Source organism: Endobacterium panacihumi (assembly GCF_050847465.1).
In the GTDB taxonomy this organism is placed as follows: domain Bacteria; phylum Pseudomonadota; class Alphaproteobacteria; order Rhizobiales; family Rhizobiaceae; genus Neorhizobium; species Neorhizobium panacihumi.
In genome coordinates this window covers 124,811-143,843 of the sequence record NZ_JBOZRA010000004.1, presented here as the reverse complement: position 1 = coordinate 143,843, position 19,033 = coordinate 124,811, and the positions used below count along the sequence as shown (strand labels likewise).

14 protein-coding genes are annotated in these 19,033 nt (G+C 58.7%); 5 read left to right on the top strand and 9 right to left on the bottom strand.

The annotated features are described in order from the left end of the window. Positions 1-73 precede the first annotated feature (73 nt). From ACRQ1B_RS18825 to ACRQ1B_RS18815, 3 genes are read left to right on the top strand one after another with little or no spacing between them, the layout of a single operon-like run. On the top strand, positions 74-1,162 hold the full coding sequence (locus tag ACRQ1B_RS18825) for a hypothetical protein (RefSeq protein ID WP_432295476.1): 1,089 nt from the start codon (positions 74-76) through the stop codon (positions 1,160-1,162). Then, positions 1,159-2,841, top strand: coding sequence for a Dyp-type peroxidase (locus ACRQ1B_RS18820; protein ID WP_432295475.1), 1,683 nt, complete (start codon positions 1,159-1,161; stop codon positions 2,839-2,841). The genes ACRQ1B_RS18825 and ACRQ1B_RS18820 overlap by 4 nt, the downstream gene beginning before the upstream one ends. Before the next feature lie 30 nt (positions 2,842-2,871). Further along, on the top strand, positions 2,872-4,233 hold the full coding sequence (locus ACRQ1B_RS18815) for a cytochrome P450 (RefSeq protein ID WP_432295473.1): 1,362 nt from the start codon (positions 2,872-2,874) through the stop codon (positions 4,231-4,233). A 68-nt stretch (positions 4,234-4,301) separates the two neighbouring features. Here the strand turns inward: ACRQ1B_RS18815 and uxaC are convergent, their stop codons facing one another. The 7 genes from uxaC to ACRQ1B_RS18780 all read right to left on the bottom strand — a co-directional run bounded on the left by uxaC (position 4,302) and on the right by ACRQ1B_RS18780 (position 12,880). Next, complete coding sequence (gene uxaC, locus ACRQ1B_RS18810; RefSeq protein ID WP_432295472.1) at positions 4,302-5,720, bottom strand: glucuronate isomerase; 1,419 nt, start codon at positions 5,718-5,720, stop codon at positions 4,302-4,304. A gap of 196 nt (positions 5,721-5,916) precedes the next feature. Beyond that, positions 5,917-7,044: a glycoside hydrolase family 88/105 protein gene (locus tag ACRQ1B_RS18805; protein WP_432295470.1), complete on the bottom strand. Its 1,128-nt coding sequence runs from the start codon at positions 7,042-7,044 to the stop codon at positions 5,917-5,919. After that, positions 7,041-8,606, bottom strand: a complete 1,566-nt coding sequence (gene pglA, locus ACRQ1B_RS18800) for a polygalacturonase PglA (protein WP_489753110.1) — start codon at positions 8,604-8,606, stop codon at positions 7,041-7,043. The genes ACRQ1B_RS18805 and pglA overlap by 4 nt, the downstream gene beginning before the upstream one ends. Before the next feature lie 73 nt (positions 8,607-8,679). Next, complete coding sequence (locus ACRQ1B_RS18795; protein ID WP_432295790.1) at positions 8,680-9,918, bottom strand: ABC transporter substrate-binding protein; 1,239 nt, start codon at positions 9,916-9,918, stop codon at positions 8,680-8,682. A 51-nt stretch (positions 9,919-9,969) separates the two neighbouring features. Then, positions 9,970-11,088 carry an ABC transporter ATP-binding protein gene (locus ACRQ1B_RS18790; protein ID WP_432295466.1) on the bottom strand — a complete coding sequence of 373 codons (1,119 nt, stop codon included), beginning with the start codon at positions 11,086-11,088 and terminating at the stop codon, positions 9,970-9,972. Between the two features lies 1 nt (position 11,089). Further along, a complete protein-coding gene (locus ACRQ1B_RS18785) occupies positions 11,090-11,995 on the bottom strand; it encodes a carbohydrate ABC transporter permease (RefSeq protein ID WP_432295464.1) in 906 nt (301 codons plus the stop codon). A gap of 3 nt (positions 11,996-11,998) precedes the next feature. Continuing rightward, positions 11,999-12,880: a carbohydrate ABC transporter permease gene (locus ACRQ1B_RS18780; protein WP_432295462.1), complete on the bottom strand. Its 882-nt coding sequence runs from the start codon at positions 12,878-12,880 to the stop codon at positions 11,999-12,001. Positions 12,881-13,092: 212 nt separating this feature from the next. On the opposite strand from ACRQ1B_RS18780, the gene ACRQ1B_RS18775 reads away from it, so the two are divergent. Then, complete coding sequence (locus ACRQ1B_RS18775) at positions 13,093-14,004, top strand: helix-turn-helix domain-containing protein (protein ID WP_432295460.1); 912 nt, start codon at positions 13,093-13,095, stop codon at positions 14,002-14,004. Positions 14,005-14,012: 8 nt separating this feature from the next. Here ACRQ1B_RS18775 and ACRQ1B_RS18770 read toward each other — a convergent pair whose 3' ends face one another. Beyond that, positions 14,013-14,354, bottom strand: coding sequence for a DUF6665 family protein (locus ACRQ1B_RS18770; RefSeq protein ID WP_432295458.1), 342 nt, complete (start codon positions 14,352-14,354; stop codon positions 14,013-14,015). Positions 14,355-14,912: 558 nt separating this feature from the next. Here ACRQ1B_RS18770 and ACRQ1B_RS18765 point away from each other — a divergent pair. After that, positions 14,913-17,321 (top strand): phosphoketolase family protein, encoded by a 2,409-nt coding sequence (locus ACRQ1B_RS18765; RefSeq protein WP_432295456.1) that lies wholly within the window; start codon positions 14,913-14,915, stop codon positions 17,319-17,321. A 50-nt stretch (positions 17,322-17,371) separates the two neighbouring features. Here ACRQ1B_RS18765 and ACRQ1B_RS18760 read toward each other — a convergent pair whose 3' ends face one another. Continuing rightward, a complete protein-coding gene (locus ACRQ1B_RS18760; protein WP_432295789.1) occupies positions 17,372-19,009 on the bottom strand; it encodes an FAD-binding dehydrogenase in 1,638 nt (545 codons plus the stop codon). Positions 19,010-19,033: the final 24 nt, after the last annotated feature.

The following is a 19,033-nucleotide window of genomic DNA, read 5'->3' as shown; positions in this document are numbered from 1 at the left end:
GGGCCGCCGGAAGCGACGCCCATGTCCTTTGCGCCCGAGGTCGCGCATCTGCGTGGAAAGCGAACGCCTGACGATGCCGATATCGAAGCGGTCAAGGCTGCAGTCGACGCGGTGGTCGAATCGGACAGCATGGTCGAGGAGTCGGCACCGGAAAAATCTGCCGGCGGATCGCCGCCAGTCCCAGCTGTCGATTTGCAGAAGGAGAAGGCCGATGCCTAATCTGGACGGAGGTCATTATTTCCTCACCGCGGTGGTGCCGGTCTGGAACAAAGGCATTGTCGAGCACGAGGGCATGCGTAGCTCACCCATTCATATGGTCCGCGAGGCGCTCGAAACCCTCCCGACAGCCTTGCAATCGAAAGAGAGCGAAAAAATAGGCATACAAAGCCCTTTCGCACGCTCGCTCCGAACCCATTTTGCCCGGATCGTCGTGCTTGATCAGCCCAATTTCAACGGGCGCGATCATGGCGATGCCATCGTCGCATCCATCCGCGAAACCAATCTTCTGGATCCGCAGCCGGTCGATGCGCTGTCCTGTCCATATTTGCTGGTGATGATCGACTTCGATCCGCAGGGCAAAGACCCGGCGCGCGATTATTGCGAAGAACTGTGGCGGCTCATGCCGGAGGAACTGACGGCGGTGTTTCGTTACTGCTACGGTTTTTCCAAGGTTCGCAATGCCAGCGGATTTGCCGATTTCCTGCTGCCCTGCCAGCTCGAAACGACAATGCCTTTCAATGATTACTGGGTCGGGGCGCCGCAACTGCAGTCCATGTCGAAATGGTCGCTGATCGCAGTGCCTGTCGTTCTTCTCCTGTTGCCGCTCATTGCTGCGATGTTCGGCCAGATGGGCTGGTGGATGGCGATCTGCCTTGCCCTCCTCCTGGGCATCATAGGCTTGATCATCGATTATATCCGGGTCATGCGATGGGGCGCGCAGCCTTTTCCGGCTGCCCCCAATTCCTCTCTGCGCGATGTTTTGAAGGCGCTTTATCTTCAGCAGGTCTTTTCCGATTTCGCCATTCAGCAGCAGGGGCGGGACCTTGCCGAAACCGGCGCGGCATTCCGCCAGTTTCTGGTGTACCATCGACCGAATGACCTGGCGGGACCAACACAGCCGCCCGGCGTCATTCGCAGCACTATCGGGGGGATGGGGGCATGACGGTGGTTCTCGATCTTGCCGATATCCAGGGTGGTATCCTGCGTGCTTACGGGCGGCAGGGTTTTCCGAAAGCGCGCTATTTTTTCCTGACGATCCGCGATCCCGCCAAGGGTCGTGACTTCGTGGAGGTTTTGCGTCCCAAAATCACCACGGCGGCTCGCTGGAAAAACCCCGATCGCGGCGAACCGCTGCTGCGCACGCGCAACCCGCGCGTCAAGGACGTGGTGCGCGCCGAGGGTGTCCCCGATTACCCGGGCGAAGTGACGTTGCCCAAGCCGAAAGTGGCCATCAATATCGCCTTCACCTTCTACGGACTGCTGGCGCTCGGTGTGCCGACGAGAACGCTCAGGGAGATGCCGGACGAATTCATCGACGGCATGCAGCAGCGTGCCGCCATTTTGGGCGACGATCCGTTTCTCGATACGTTCGATCCGGTCTGGCGCAATTCAAGGGGCGAAAACCGCGTTCATGTGCTGGTGTCCATGAATGCCGAGATGAACGCAGATGGCACGCCGGTCAAAGAACTGATCGAGGAGACGGAACGGCTCGAACAGCTTTGTCGTCAATCGGATGGCGGTGTCGTGCTTTTGACCGGCAATGGCCCGCATGACGAAGCCTTTCAGGAAATGTCGGCTATTCTGCGAGAGGATAATGGCCGTATGTGGCCGACCAACAAGGAGCATTTCCAGCTCTCGGATGGTTTTGGCGACCCGGTGTTCGAAGGTCAGATGTCGCCGGAGGCAGAACGCCTGCGCGTTATCGGCGGCGGCAAGCTGATGCCTGATCGCACCTGGGCGCCGCTTGCCACCGGTGAATTCCTGCTCGGTTATGCGGACGAGGGGCAGGAAGTCCCGGGGGCTGCCATGCCGATCGAATTCAGCCGCAACGGCACATTCATGGCCTATCGCAAGCTGCATGAGAATGTCGGCAGTTTCGAAAGTTATATTGCCGATCAGGGCGCGCGTTATGCACGCTATTGCGATGTCGACATCGAAGAAGGCACCGAAACCGTTCGCGCGAAACTGGTCGGACGCTGGGAGGATGGTGTGCCCCTGATGGCTGCACCAACCTTTGCCGACTGGCAGAAATTCAACGCCGAACTGGAAAAAGCCCGCAAGAACGAGGACAAGGCGAAGCTGGCACAGATCGCTCTCGAATTCACCAATTTCACCTATCGGTCCGATCCGGCCGGCAATACCTGTCCGGTCACGTCGCACCTGCGGCGTGCCAACCCGCGAGACATGCTCGATCCGCTTGCTAGTTCTGCAGATTTGAAGGGCGGCGACGGCTCGGCGCTGGTGAACCGTCGACGTATTTTGCGGCGCGGCCTGCCATACGGGCAATATGATCGCAACGCGCCCGGCGACGGCGGCGAACACGGAATCATTTTCCTGGCGATCTGTACCAATCTCTTCCGGCAGTTCGAGTTCGTGCAGCAGCAATGGATCCATTACGGGTTGGATTTTAATGCCGGCAGCGATACCTGCCCGATCCTCGGCAACCATCTGGAAGGTGACAACCACAAGATGGTCATCACCACCGATCCCGCATCCGGGCGGCGCCCGTTCATTTGCGATCGGCTGCCGCAACTGGTGGAGCCGCGCGGCGGCGATTATTTCTTCGTGCCGAGCATGACGTCACTTCGGCTGATCGGCATGGGCATTATCGACCCCACCTGATGTTTTGAATTGGAGGCGAGGGACAGGATCGTGTTTTGGTTGCTCAATCTGCCCGTCGCGATCTGGCGACGTTGTCTGCTCGTCGGCCAAGGTCTTGCGGCATTCGTGATGCTGGTCGGCAGCGTGATTGGGGCGCTGCTGAATGGCAAGGGTCCGATTGCCAGCCGCATAGGCGCTGCGTTGACGGCAACGGCGTCTCAGCGCCGGGCCTTTGCGGTCCTGCGGCTGGTCCAACCCAATCTGGTGCTGAAACGCCAACTGGTCGTCGCCTATGCCAACCAAGGCACCGCCGCGGTCACGCGGCGTGAGGATGTGATCGATGTTCTGTCGCGTGATGATGATTTCGGCGTGGTTTATGCGCCGCGCATGGAAATGATTACCGGCGGCGAGAACTTTTTCCTCGGCATGCAGAATACCCCGCGTTACACACGCGATGTTTCCAACATGCGCCTCGCTGTCCGTCGGGAAGATGTCGCGACCATCGTGACGCCTTTTGTCGAAGCCACTGCCAGATCTCTGGTCGACAGCGAACCCGGAAAAATCGATGTGCCGCAAGCACTTAGCTTGCCGACAGCGGCGCGGTTGCTCGATCATTATTTTGGAACGCCGGGGCCTTCCGAAACCGATATCGCCGACTGGACCACGACACTGTTCTGGTACCTCTTCATCGATCTCAAGGCCGATACGGCGCTCGACAGGAAAGCAACGGCGGTGGCCATTGCCTTTCGCGAATGGCTGGATGAGTTGATTGCGGCGCGCAAGGCTTCCGGCGATCACCGCGATGATGTGCTTGGGCGCTGTCTCGCCATGCAGGCTGGCGGTTTGCCGGGAATGAGCGATAGGAATATCCGTGATAACCTGATCGGTCTGCTGATTGGCGAGTTGCCGACGACATCCGCCTGCGTCAACCTTGCCCTCGACGAACTGCTGGACCGGCCACACGCATTGGCTGGAGCCTGTCGTGCGGCCCGTGCGGGGGACGATGCGGCACTGGCGGCGCATGTGTTCGAGGCCTTGCGTTTCCGGCCGCTCAATCCGGTGATCTATCGTCGCGCCTTGCGCGACAGTGTTGTGGCCGGCGGCACGTTACGGGCGCGGCACATCCGCAAGGGCACAATGGTGTTTGCATCAAATCTTTCGGCGATGTTCGACCCCCTTGTCATTCCTCATGCCAATGCGTTTCGCACCGACCGACCTTGGGAAACCTATATGCTCTGGGGATCCGGTCTGCATGCCTGCTTCGGCGCCTATCTCAATCGTGTGACGATTCCCGGCATATTGAAGCCGCTGTTGGCCAGAAAAGGCCTTCGCCGTGCTGAGGGGGCAAGGGGACAGATAGACCAGCAGGGCACACCTTTTCCGGTTCATTTCCACGTCGAATTCGACGGGTGAAATGGACGATGCCGGATACGCGAAGGCCCGCGCTCCACATGGAGCGCGGATAAGATTTTGGCCGCCGATCAGAGTTTGTAGGCGGTCTTGGCCAGATTATAGGCGAGTTCCCAGGCCAGTTCATGGGCGTCTTCGATCTCAAGGCGATGTTCAGCAACAAGCCGTGCCAGGAAACCGCAATCGATGCGGCGAGCCACATCGTGGCGGGCCGGGATCGATAGGAATGCGCGGGTATCGTCGTTGAAGCCGACCGTGTTGTAGAAGCCGGCCGTCTCCGTCACCTGCTCGCGATACCGGCGGATGCCTTCCGGGCTGTCATGGAACCACCACGCGGGACCGAGTTTCAGGGCGGGATAGTGGCCGGCAAGTGGCGCCAGTTCACGGGCATAGGCCGTTTCGTCCAGTGTGAACAGGATGACCGTCAGGCGCGGATCATTGCCGAAACGATCGAGCAGCGGCTTGAGGTTGCCGACATAGTCTGTGGCCTTGGGAATGTCCGCGCCCTTGTCCTTGCCGTAACGTGCAAAAATCTGATGGTTGTGGTCGCGCCATGCGCCGGGGTGAATCTGCATGACGAGGCCGTCCGTCACGCTCATCTTCGCCATTTCCGTCAGCATCTGACCGCGGAACGTCTCGGCATCGGCCGGAGAAACCGCGCCGCTGATCACACGCTGGTAAAGAGCGTTCGCGTTTTCCTCGGACAGATTTTCAGTGCGGGCCGTTGCGTGGCCGTGGTCGGTCGAGGTGCAGCCCGCGAAATCCTTGAAATACTGGCGGCGGTTCTGCAGGGCGGCGAGATAGCCCGCAAATGTCGAGACATCGGCACCGGCGATGCGGCCCAGTTCGGCGATGTTTTTGGCGAAATTCGGAAATTCCGGATCAACGACGGCGTCCGGGCGGAACGCCGAAACGACACGGCCTTTCCAGCCACTTGCCGCCAGCTTACGGTGATGGCGCAGGTCGTCCAGTGCGCTCTCCGTCGTGGCAATCACTTCGATGTTGAAACGCTCGTAAAGCGCACGTGGCAGGAATTCCGGCTGCTGCAGCGCTTCGGAAATATGATCGTAGAAACGGTCGGCGCTCTCAGCGGTCAGCTTTTCCTTGATGCCGAACACTTCTGTGAAAGCATGCCCAAGCCAAAGCCAGGATGGCGTGCCGCGGAACAGGTGAAAGTTTTCCGCAAAGATCCGCCAGATCTTGCGCTTGTCGGTCTCGACCGCAGTACCGTCGATGGTCGGGATGCCGAGGTTTTCGAGCCGTATTCCCTGGCTGTAGAGCATGCGGTGGACGTAGTGGTCGGGAATGATGAAAAGGCTGGACGGATCACCGAAGGGCGCATTGTCGGCAAACCAGGATGGTTCGGTATGGCCGTGCGGGCTGATGATCGGCAGATTGGCGACCTTGGCATAAAGGCTGCGCGCAATCTCTCTTGTGGCGGGGGCATCGGGAAAAAGCCGATCCGGGTGGAGTGAAAACGTGTTGGTCATTCGATTACCTTTCTAGACATGCCCGCCTCCCAAGGCTGCGCATTCCGTGATGCTGTCTGCGGTGAGCGACCCGGCGCCATAAGTGAATTACGGCATGCCGCTCAACGGCAAGGCTCAGTGGATACCGCGCTCCGAGCGAGCCTTTGAGGCGCGAAGCGAGATTTTCAGAAGCGTTCCGGTGTGCGGGATCGCGATGCTAGTTAGATGCGAAGTGCCGTTCCGGCGCAACCTGATCCTGGGGCGACATAATGGCTTGCGCATAGGCCATCATGAATGGCCCGACACCCTTCGCATCATCTGCGACCACCTCTTCCGTCAGATAATATGCGGGTGAACCGTCGCGATAGCGGCCATTGAACGGGCCGAGGCCCGCGACCTGGCAAATTCCGGTGAGACGTGTTTCACCATCTTCGGCAATAAGTCGCGTATCGATAAGGGCGCTTGCCGCCTTTGCACCGGCGGCCGCAAGCCTCCGTTCTTCGCCCACGGTCAGATGGAGATTTTCTGCGGCCAGAAGCGCATAGGCAAACATGGCCGATGCGGATGTCTCGTCATAGTTCCCGGAGAGATCCGGCGCGTCGAGGACCTGGGACCACAGGCCGGATCTCTGCTGTCGGTCGGCGACAGCAAGCAGGATTTGGCCGGTCTGCTTCCTCAGCGCCGATGTCGCCTGGTCGTCCGGCAAAGCGGCCAGAATGTCGACAAGCGCCATTGCCTGCCAACCCATGGCACGTGCCCACACCGCCGGAGATTTGCCGGTGACCGGATCTGCCCATTTTTCGACGCGACTGTCATCATAACCGTGGACATGCAGGCCGCCGCCGATCGCGGTCAGCGCAAGTGCCGTCGCCATCTGCTGCAGCGCATCGCTGATGCGCGGTGTTTCGCCCGTTGCAAGCGCATATTCCACCTGGAAGGGCAGTCCCATGTAGAGGCCATCCAGCCAGACTTGAGAGTGGTAGCGCTTTTTGTGCCAATAGTTTCCGGCCGGAATGCGCGGATGAGCATCGAGCTGGCCTATCAGCCGTTTGGCTGCTGCCATATAGCGCGGGTCACCGATTTCTCGACCGAGGAAGATCAGCGCGCGTCCGGGCAGGATGTTGTCGATGTTGAACTCATCCGGCGTGTAGCCGGCAAGGCTGCCATCGGGACCGAGTTGCGGGGAAATGAGGCGGAGAAGGTGGTCGAGCCAACGCTTTTCGGAGGTTGCCTTATAGAGCAGTTCGAGCCCGCGATAGATGCAGCCATCTTCATAGCACCAGGCGCCGTTTTTGTAGGCCTCGTAACGGCTGCAATAATGGTCGAAATAATCGGTAGGTGTCATGACGCTGCCAATACGTTGGAGGTTGAGATGGAATCGGGCGAAAGAAGCGCGGAGTCGTCGCAATCGATCTCGGCGTGTTCGCAAAGAATAGCTTCGTGACGCATCGCACGGACGTGATCCGCCATGATCGGCGGCATGGGTGTGGCCGCAGGATCGGTCGAATGGATGCGCAGCCCGCGGATGCGAATGTTGCGGATGGGCATTTCCGGCAGACCGAGGAAAACGCCGGCGGCCAAGGCAAGACCATGCACATCGACGTCTTCGACAAGGATGCCATCGATCTGCGGCGTGCCCTCAACGACTGGCGCAGGTGCACGCGATTGCACCCAGTCGGCGTGCCCATCCGCATCGCAGCAATAATGGGCATTGGCGGAAAGCGGCACCAGCACGCCATCCATCTTGACCCGGCGCATGATGATATGGGTGATGGCGCCGCCACGACCGCGTCGGGTTTTGATGCGCAAGCCGCGGTCTGTGCCGGTCATGTCGCAGTCCTCGACCGTCACGTCATGCACACCGCCGGACATTTCCGAGCCGATGACGACACCGCCATGGCCGCGCTCCATCAGGCAATGGCGCACCGTGACGCCACGTGTCTCACGCAGGTGACCTGCTTCCCCTTTGCCGCCGCGTTTGCCGGCCTTGATCGCAATACAATCGTCGCCGACTGAAAAACGCACGCCTTCGATCAACACATCGGTGCAGCCTTCGGGGTCGAAACCATCGGTGTTGGGACTGTCATGCGGGGCCTGAATGTGCAGCCCGATCGCCGCCAGCCTGTCGCAACCTTGCGGATGCACGGTCCATGACGGCGCATTGCGGATGGTGAAGCCGAGCAGGGTCACATCTCGGCAATCGATCAGGTGCAGTCCGCGGGGACGCCGCGCGCCGTTGCGTGTTTCCTTCGGCCAAGTCCACCAGTCACCGGCGTCACCCGATCCATCCAGCACGCCTCTGCCTTCGATCACCAGTCGTTCGGCGCTGATGGCGTGAACCGGAGCGGCAAAACAGGCGTCGGGCAGCCCTTCCCAGCTTCCGAGCATCCTCCCGGCTGCATCACGTGCGGGAAGGACCGGCCATCCCTCTCTCAGGCTTGGCGCACGCATGACCGCCCCCGCGGCCAGATGCAACGTCATGTCGCTGCGCAAGGCCAGAGGAAATGTGGTCCATACGCCGGGACCGATATGAAGCGTGCCTCCGACCGGAACGTTCGCCAGTGCGGTGCCCAGCCGGTCCGCGTTGCTTTTGGCCGCGGCCAGATCCGTCAGCGCCGCATCGGCAATGAGCCCGTAATCGGCGGCATGAATGAGACCGGCGCAAGTAGCGGTGTGAAAATTCAGGTTCTCGAAACCGTCTACCTCGAAACGATAGTTCGTGGAGGGTTCAAGCATATCGACAAGTGTTACGGCTTTCTCAGCAGTTCCGTGCTGAACCGCGTCATCCGATCCAGCCCGGAACAACCGCCAGGGCAGGGGACGCGGCAGTGCATGGCGTGCGCCGGGCACAGACAGTCTCATGGCCGCGATCCGTGCGGAGATCGCAACTGGAATGACTTTGTACATTTTGGCTCTCTTGTGTGGTGGTCAGCCACCCGGCCTTATCTCAATCCGTCCGGGTGGCTGGTGTCGGTCGCGATCAGTCGAACTTGGCAAGTGCGTCGTTGACGCCCTCGATGATCTGTTCGGCTGCTTCCTGCTCGTCGAGTTGCTCGTAGGCGTATTCTTCAAGCGTATCGATGATGATGCCGCGGATGACGGGGTTTTCGTCGAACGGCGAAATCGTCGGGCCTTCAGAGGCCATGACGATGGCATTGGCTTCCCGAACTTCCGGCTCGCCTGCATTGGTCAGTCGTGCCATCGCGGCCTTGGATGCCGGAATGCCGCGCGAGGTGCCGAGGACATCGATGCCTTCCGGTTCATTCAGCAGGCAATTTGTGATCTGCGCTGCTGCCTCCGGGTTTTTCGAGTTCTTCGAGATGGAAAAGACCATCGACGGTTTGCGGAAAACACCTTCGGATTTACCGTCGGTCATCTTCAGCATCGGCACCGGCTTCAGAACCTGGCCTTCCTTCAATGGGTCGGCATATTTCGAATAGGTGGAATCCCATTCGTAGGAACCGGCGATCTTGCCTTCCGACCAGGCCGGCTTTTCGAAGAGGTTGACGTTGCCGTCCGCCGCTTCCTGCTTCTGCGAGCGGATCGCGCCGGTTTCCACGAGCTTGCCGAGGAACCCGATGCCGGCGGCCAGTTCCTCAGGCGTCCAGGCAACGCGATTGGTTTTGGCGTCTACCATGCCCTTGCCGGTCGCCTGCGTCACGGCAAGCGTCACCAGAAGATGCGCCGTCTCCTTGACTGCGTTGAATGTGTAATAATCTGGACCAAGCTTTTCTTTGACCGTCTTTGTCATTGCAAAGAATTCGTCCCAGGTTGTCGGGACCGCCACGCCAGCCTTTTCAAGCGTCGTCGTGTTGAAGAAGAATACGCGACCGCTCGTGGAGACGGACAGACCCTGCAAGACGCCATTCGTGGAACCCGACTGCAGATCTCCCTCGGTCCAGTTCGAAAGGTCTATGTCCTTCAGCGTGCGCAGATCGGCAAAACCCTTGCCATCCTTGGAAAACAGCGGCAGCCACGGCCAGTTGACCTGGATGATGTCTGCTTCTGTCTTGCCGGCCATCTGCGTGGTCAGCTTTTCGAGATAGCCGTCGAAGCCGGTAAATTCGCCCTTCACGGTGTGGCCATATTTGGCACCGCAGGCGGCGATGGCCTTCTGGGTCGCCACGTGGCGGCTTTCACCGCCCCACCATGACATGCGCAATTCCGCCGCTCCTGCCGACGGTGCCATGGCGATGAGACCAAGTGCCGTGCCGGCCATGATCATCGATGTTTTTAAAATGCCCTTCATCTGTCTTCCTCCTCGTTGAAACTAGGCCGCGATGCTGCTGCTTGCCTGCAGAGAAACGTTACGACCGTCCGATTTATCGAAAATGTGAAGTGTCTTCGGGTCCGGGCGCAGACGGATCACATCCGACTGTCCGCGTGCCTCGAATTCCGCGGCGCCGACAACGCTGATCAGGCGGCGTCCCTCACAATCGGCGTGCATGTAGACCTCATGGCCCATGAACTCGGCATTGACGAGTTTGGCCTGCAGAGCCGGTCCCTCGGAGACCAGAGAGAACTGCTGCGGTCGAATACCGAGAACAGCTTCACCCGGCTGACCCGAAAGCCGGGCCGTCAATTCGGTGCCGAGCGCCAGGCGCTGGCCACCCATGACGAATTCACCGCCTTCCATCGCGCCATCGACGAGGTTCATCTCCGGCGTGCCGATGAACCCGGCCACGAACAGATTGGCTGGAGCGTTGTAGAGTTCCTTCGGCGTGGCAACCTGCATGATGCGCCCGGCCTGCATGACGCAGATGCGGTCGCCCATGGTCATCGCTTCCGTCTGGTCGTGGGTGACGTAGACCACGGTGGGCGAACTGCCCTCCGCTTTCAGCTGGCGGTGCAGGTCGGTGATGCGAACGCGCATGGAAGCACGCAGTTTGGCATCAAGGTTCGACAGCGGTTCGTCGAACAGGAAAACGCCTGGGTTCTTGATCAAGGCGCGGCCGAGCGCGACACGCTGTGCCTGACCGCCCGAAAGCTGTTTCGGCAGGCGGTCCAGCAGCGGTTCGATTTCCAGAATGGCCGCGACCTTGTCGACCGCCGCATTGATTTCTGCCTTGGGTCGGCCTGCAATGCGCAAGCCGAAGGAGAGATTGCCGCGCACCTTCATATGCGGATAAAGCGCATAGTTCTGGAACACCATGGCGATCTGCCGTTTGCTCGGTGTCAGGTCGTTGACCCGCTGGCCACCGATGATGACGTCGCCGCCGGTAATATCTTCCAGACCGGCAATCATGCGCAGTGTCGTCGATTTGGCGCAGCCGGATGGTCCGACCAGCACCATGAATTCGCCATCCTGAATGTCGAGGTTGATGCCGTGAACGACTTTGTTGGTCTTGTTGTAGACTTTGTCGAGGTTTTTCAGTTGAACGTTTGCCATGTCAGCCTTTCCTGCCTCCCGCAGAAATCCCTTCGATGAAATAACGCTGCGCGGCAAAAAACACGACGAGCGCAGGTGTGATGGTGAGCACCGACATCGCCAGGATGCGGTTCCATTCGAAGGCTTCGGTTGTATCGATTGAGAGTTTGAGCGCGAGGCTCACGGGGTATTTGTCGACCGACGAAATGTAGATCAGCGGCCCGAGAAAATCGTTCATCGTCCACATGAACTGGAACAGGCAGACCGAAACCAGTGCCGGTCCAAGCATGGGAACGACGATGAAGACGAGCGTCTGCAGGCTGTTTGCGCCATCGACGCGAGCGGCCTCTTCCATATCCGTCGGAAGCGAGCGCAGGAACTGCACGAGCATGAAGACGAAGAAAGCATCGCCGGCGAGTGCCGACGGCACCCAGAGCGGCAGAAAGCTGTCTAACCAGCCGAGATCCCGAAACAGGATGTATTGCGGAATTCGGGTGACAACGTTGGGCAAAAGCAGGACGGCGATGACCGATCCGAACAGGATCTTCTTGAACGGAAAATCGAAGCGCGCGAAGGCGTAAGCGACCATCGTGCACGAAATTGCCGTACCGATGACTTTTGGCAGGATGATAAGGAACGAGTTCCAGAAGAACCTGCCGAATGTGTAAGGCGTGGACGTCTGCCAGCCCTGGACATAACCTTCAAGTGTCGGCGTTTCCGGCAAGAAGCCTGCACCGGCAAAGATTTCCGAATTGGTCTTGAAGCTGGCGCCCACCAGCCAGATCAGCGGGTAGAGCATCAGGAAGCCGACACCGAAGAGAAGCGCGTAGCGGACGACCGATGAGATGAGGTCCATGCGGGCCCGCTTCGCGGCCGCAGCTTCGTCGGCGGTATGGACAGATGTGTTGGACAAATGGATGTCGGTCATGGCTTAGCTCCTTTTGTCGCCGGCGTAATAGACCCACTTCTTCGAGGACCAGAAGGCCACGAGCGTGAGGACCATGATGATGGCGAAGAGCACCCAGGCGATCGCCGAGGCGTAGCCCATGTTGAACTTCTTGAAGGCCTCCTCGTAGATGTAGAGGGGTAGGAGATAGGTGGATTTCAGCGGGCCGCCCTGGGTAATGATGTAGGGACCATTGAACTCTTGGAACGCCTGGACCATCTGCATGACGAGATTGAAGAAGATGACTGGCGTCAAAAGTGGCAGAGTGACGAAGATGAAAGTCGTGACCTTGCCGGCACCGTCGATGGAAGCGGCTTCATAGAGCGACTTGTCGATCGACTGCAGGGCGGCGAGGAAGATCACCATGGCCGAGCCGAACTGCCAGCAGCGCAGAAGCGTGATGGTGAAGAGCGCATTGGTTGGATCGCCGAACCAGTCCACCGGGCCGAAGCCGAGCATGGCGATCGCCATGTTGACGAGGCCTTCGGTGGAGAACAGGTAGCGCCACAGAACGGCGATGGCGATCGATCCGCCGAGGATCGAGGGCACGTAAAAGGCCGTGCGGAAAACGTTGATGAATTTCAACTTGTAATTCAGGATCGCCGCGATGAAGAGCGCGAAGGCGAGCTTCAGAGGCACGGTGCTGAACACGTAGATCAACGTGACAGTCAGGGATTTGTCAAAAGTACGGTCGCGGGTGAAAAGTCTTTCGTAATTGGAAAGCCCGGTCCATTGCGGGCTGCTCATCAGATCGTAACTGGTGAAGCTGAGATAAAGCGATGTCAAAAAAGGTATGGTCGTGAAAATGATCAGGCCGACCAGATACGGCGCCAGATAGGCGTATCCCATAAAACGCTGTGACTTCATGTGACGCCTCCGGGCGGCAAAAGCCACCCCGCCGGGGCAAATTCGTTTTTGTGCAAATTCAATTCCTCCTCCAGCCAGAAAGTGCAAGGCTGTTATGCGTCATGCACTTAGCTATCAATCTAAACAAAGATCAATTTGCTCGTTTGAGCTGTAATCCTCGTGACATAATTGGATTTTCGTCCCAGAATGAATAAACAAACATGGGAAAAAAGATGGACGAAATCGAAGGTGGGATTCTTTCCAGTATTGCGCCATCCGCGCTGGCACTGGAGCTGACGCGCGCGACCATCCGCATGCAGCATTCCAAGGTCTGGAGGATCGACAAGACCAACCCCGTGGAAGATCTGGTGATCTGTCTCGAGGGACGTGGCCATTACGTGATCGAGGGCGAGCGGTATGTGATGGAGCCGGGGGATGCGATGCTCATACGGCGCGGGCAGCGGTTTCGCGGCTGGAACCACGGGCCGGAAGCCTATACCGGCATTGCCCAGCATTTCACGCTCGATATCTACGGCAATCACGACCTGATTGCGCAGATGGAGCTGCGGCAGAAGGTGCGGCTGAAGAAATGGGCGCTCCTCGGGCCGCTGGTGCGCCAGTACCGTCAGACCGCACCGCCGTCATCGATCACGCTCGGGCAGCACCATCTCTTCATGTATCTATTGATCGCCTATATCGAGGATGCCTTTGTTCGCTGGCAGGACCGGGCGACATATCAGGCCGAAGGCGCGGATGCGCTCGATCTTGCCGTTATGAAGGCAGTCGCGATGATCTCTGCCAATCCACTCGATTCGGATGTTGCCGAGAGGGCTGTGGATGCCTCGCCGTTCAATGCCGACTATTTTCTGCGAGAATTCAAAAAGAGAGTGGGGCAGACGCCGCGAAAATATCAGGAACTCAAGCGCATGGAGCGTGCGATGCACCTGCTTGAGACGGGGATGGCGGTTGCGATGGTGGCAGCCGAAGTCGGTTATGGCGATCCCTATTACTTCTCGCGCATGTTCCGGCGCACGACCGGCATCAGTCCGCGCGACCACGTGAACCGCGTGAAACGCAATCGGAATGGCGGACTTTTGGCATTTGATGAGCCGGAACAGCAGCGACTGATGAATGCCGACCCGTAACTCCGGTGTCAGGCAGGGTGCTGGCGTGGCCTTGCACCAAGGCGCGCGAGAACCTTGCCCGGAATACCATACTCCTTGATGACGTCCTCGCCATTATGAAGCCCGCAGGTTTCCCTATGGACGAAGAAGCCCCACACGGCTTCGGAAGCAGCATCGATCAGGCGCTCGATTTCTGCCGTTTTCAGCGCTTTGCTTTCGCCCGCGTTGAGTGCGGCAATTGCCATCTCTACGGCTTGGCCATGGCGTCCGAGCGCATGGGCGCGCTCTGCCATCAATTCATATTCAAGGGTGGCAAGGCCACTTTTTGTCGGATCGAAATTTCCAAAATTCCCCGGCGGACGAACTGTCATGTCGATCTCCGTGGATGATGACGTCCCATACGGGACGCACTGACCTGCCTATGATGGACAGTCGCCACAGGGATGGCGACCCGGCAATGTGACGCATGCCAAAGATTGCGGCAATCGCCGCCGATGAATTGGCAAGCGCCAATCGGCGGCAACCTTGCTGGACCTGTCATGCGACGAACGACCGCATGCGGCTGCTTTTCAAGAATTCAGCGATAAAGACATTCGCTGGTCGCTTTTATAAATAAATGCCAATAATATATTTCCATAACTTCAATATTTATTTCAATCGCAATAATTAGAAATCAATATTGATCATGATTAAATTCGATTATTTACCTATTTAGTACGTTCCCATTCGGCTGCGATTGAATTTTACGACTTCCGCAATTCGTTGTTTGCTGATTTGTGGCGCCAAATGAATTAAATCGATTTATTTTGATCATGATCAAGACCGAAAGAGAATATTGACTCGGTTTTTTGGGTTGCGTAGCCTTCCCATGGGCCTATCAGAACTGATGCCTTCAAGGCGATCGGGAGGGGCCTGCAGGAGGATAATTTATGAACGTTGCCACAACGCATATTACCGCCGCCCCGCTCGATGATCGCGATATTTCCCTGATCGACCGGTACTGGCGCGCAGCAAATTACCTGTCCGTTGGCCAGATTTATCTTTTGGCCAATGCTCTCTTGAAGGAGCCGCTTAAGGCCGAGGATGTCAAACCGCGCCTTCTTGGCCACTGGGGCACAACGCCCGGGCTCAATTTCATCTACGCCCATCTCAACCGTATCATCAAGGCGCGTGACGCCAATATCATCTATATCTGCGGGCCGGGACACGGCGGACCGGGTATGGTGGCCAATACCTACCTTGAGGGGTCTTATTCGGAAATCTATCCGCAGATCGGCGAAGACGAAGACGGCATGCTAAAGCTGTTCCGGCAGTTTTCCTTCCCCGGTGGTGTTCCAAGTCACGTCGCGCCGGAAACTCCCGGCTCTATTCATGAGGGCGGTGAACTCGGTTATGCGCTGGTGCATGCTTTCGGGGCTGCCTTCGACAATCCCGATCTCGTGGTTGCCTGCGTGGTAGGGGATGGCGAAGCGGAAACCGGTCCGCTGGCCACCGCTTGGCATTCCAACAAATTCCTCAATCCCGCAAGCGATGGCGTCGTTCTGCCCATTCTGCATCTGAACGGCTACAAGATCGCCAATCCGACCGTGCTGGCCCGCCTTTCGGATGAGGAACTCGAACACCTGTTCAAGGGCTATGGTTATGAGCCTTTCTTCGTGGAAGGTGATGATCCGCAACTCATGCATCCGCTGATGGCCGGTACGCTCGACACCGTGTTCGAACGGATCGCCGCCATCAAGGCGCATGCGGAAACGGATGCATCGGAACGCCCCCGCTGGCCGATGATCATCCTGCGCAGCCCCAAGGGCTGGACAGGCCCGAAAGTGGTCGATGGCAAGAAGGTGGAAGGCCATTGGCGTGCCCACCAGGTTCCGGTCGCAAGCTGCCGGGAAGATGCAGAGCATCGCCGCATTCTCGAGGAGTGGATGCGCAGTTATGATCCGGAAGATCTGTTCGATCCGGACGGCAAGCTGAAGCCGGAACTGAAGGCGCTCGCGCCACGCGGCGACCGGCGCATGGGGGCAAACCCGCATGCCAATGGCGGACTTCTGCGTCGTGAACTGAAAACGCCGGACTACCGCGATTATGCGGTTGCGGTTCCGTCTCCAGGCAGCGTCGAAACACAATCAACAAAAATTCTCGGCGACTATCTGCGCGACGTCATTCGCTACAACGCCGAGGAAAAGAACTTTCGCATTTTTGGACCGGACGAGACCGCGTCCAACCGTCTCGGCAGCGTGTTCGAAGCCACCGACAAGGTATGGATGGCCGAAACGCTCGATAGCGACGATCACCTCGCGCCGGAAGGCCGGGTGATGGAAGTGTTGAGTGAGCACATGTGCCAGGGCTGGCTGGAAGGTTATCTGCTCACCGGCCGTCACGGCTTTTTCTCATGCTACGAAGCCTTCATCCATATCATCGACTCGATGTTCAACCAGCATGCCAAGTGGATCAAGGTTTCCAGCCATTTGCCTTGGCGCAAGCCCATCTCGTCACTCAATTACCTGTTGACATCCCATGTCTGGCGGCAGGATCACAACGGCTTCTCGCATCAGGATCCGGGTTTTATCGATCTCGTCGCCAACAAGAGTTCCGATATCGTCCGCGTCTATCTGCCGCCGGATGCCAACACCCTGCTGGTCATTGGCGATCATTGCCTGAAAACCTGGGACCGCGTGAACGTCATCGTTGCCGGCAAGCAGCCGGAACCACAATGGCTGACGATCGAAGAAGCGGAGGTTCATTGCAAGGCGGGCATCGGCATATGGGAATGGGCGGGCACGGAAGAAGGACTTGACCCGGATATCGTCATGGCCTGCGCCGGTGACGTGCCGACCATGGAGACACTCGCGGCGGTCGATTACCTGCGCCAGATCCTGCCGCATCTGCGTATCCGCGTCGTCAATGTGGTCAACCTGATGGCGCTGCAATCGCCGCAGCATCATCCGCACGGTATTTCCGACGAGATGTTCGACGACATCTTCACCAAGGACCGCCCGGTGGTCTTTGCCTATCACGGCTATCCGTATCTGATCCACCGACTGGTCTATAAGCGGACCAACCACCGGAATTTCCATGTCCGCGGTTTTGTCGAGGAAGGCACGACGACCACACCGTTCGACATGGCGGTGATGAACGAACTCGATCGCTTCCACCTGGCGATCGAGGCGATCGAACGCTTGCCGGCATTGAAGGAAAAGGCAGCAGGGCTGATCCAAACGCTCAAGGAAAAGCTGGCTGCGCACAAGGCTTATGTCCACGAATACGGCGACGACATGCCAGAAATCCGGGACTGGAAATGGCCTTATGCAAAGCCGGAGATTCCGGCTGGCGAATAAAGCCACAATTCCGCCGTCCGGATAAGCGGACGGCGGAGCTTTCGTTGCACTCAGGCCGCGCGACCGGCCGCTCTGCCTGAAAAGATGCAGCCGCCGAGAAACGTGCCTTCCAGCGCACGATAACCATGATAACCGCCACCGCCGAAGCCGGCTGCTTCGCCGCAGGCGTAAAGACCTGTCAACGGCCCGCCGTTCTTGCCAAAAACCTGCCCGTCGAGATCCGTTTCCAGTCCGCCCAATGTCTTGCGCGTCAATATGTGCAGGCGCACAGCGATCAACGGCCCCGCTTTCGGGTCGCGGATGCGGTGCGGTTTGGCCGTCCGCATCAACCGGTCGCCGATATAGGCGCGCGCCTGCCGTATCGCGACGATCTGCAGATCCTTGGCAAACCCGTTTTGCAGTTCGCGGTCGCGCGCCTCGATCTGCGCTTGCAGGTGATCCAGCGAGATCTGGCATTCGCCGATCTTGTTCATGCCCTCGACCAAAGCTTCGAGTGTGTCGGCCACGACAAAATCCTCGCCGTGCTTCTTGAAAGCTTCCAGAGGTGGTGTTGCGGTTTTGCCAAGACGGCTTTTCAGCAAAAGTCGAATGTCTTTGCCAGTCAAGTCCGGGTTCTGTTCCGAGCCGGAGAGTGCAAATTCCTTCTTGATGATTTTTTGCGTGGTCACGAACCAAGAATGCGCATGACCGCGTGAACACAGTTCCTTCAGCGTTCCCAGCGAATCGAAGCCGGGCAGGGCGGGCAACGGAAGCCGATTGCCGGCGGCATCTAACCACATGGAGGACGGGCCGGGCAGAATGCGGATGCCGTGGTTCGGCCAGATCGGATCCCAGTTCTTGAGCCCTTCGGTATAATGCCACATGCGATCCGTATTGATCATCCGTGCTCCGGCTGCGGTCGCATGATTGAGCATCAACCCATCGACATGCTGCGGCACGCCGCAGACCATTGTTTTGGGTGGATCGCCGAGGCGATCCGTGGGCCAGTTGCGCCGCACCAGCGCCTCATTGCCGCCGATGCCGCCGCTCGCGATGATCACGGCGGATGCGTCGATCTCGAAATTTTTCAAGACGTCCCGGTTCGAGGGCCTTCCACGGACAACGTTGCAAGGTGCGAGCACTTCGCCGATAACGCCGGTGACGGAACCTGTTGTCATCTGCAGGGCAGTCACCCTGTGGCGGTGCCTGATATCGACAAGGCCGTCATCTTGTGCCGCCAGAACCCGCTTCAGAAATGGCGCAAGCGTTCCGGGGCCGGTCCCCCACGTCATATGAAAGCGCGGGACAGAATTGCCGTGATCGCCCGCAAGCCCGCCACCCCGTTCAGCCCAGCCGACGATCGGAAACCAGCGCATGCCGAGACCATGCAGCCAGCGGTGCATCTCGCCAGCGGCAAATTGCAGGTAGGCCTGCGCCCATAATCGCGGCCAGTGATCTTCGGTGCGGTCGAAACCGGCAGAGCCGACCCAGTCCTGAAGCGCGAGATCATAATTGTCGCGAATGCCGAGGCGTCGCTGTTCGGGTGTGTTCACCATGAACAGGCCGCCAAGCGACCAGAAGGCCTGACCTCCCAGGCTTGCCGGCGGCTCCTGTTCCAGCAGGATGACCTTGCGCCCTCGTTCAACCAGTTCGCAGACTGCAACGAGGCCGGCAAGCCCGCCGCCGATCACCACGACATCCGTTTTCATCTCGAGCAATGCGAACTCCTCCCC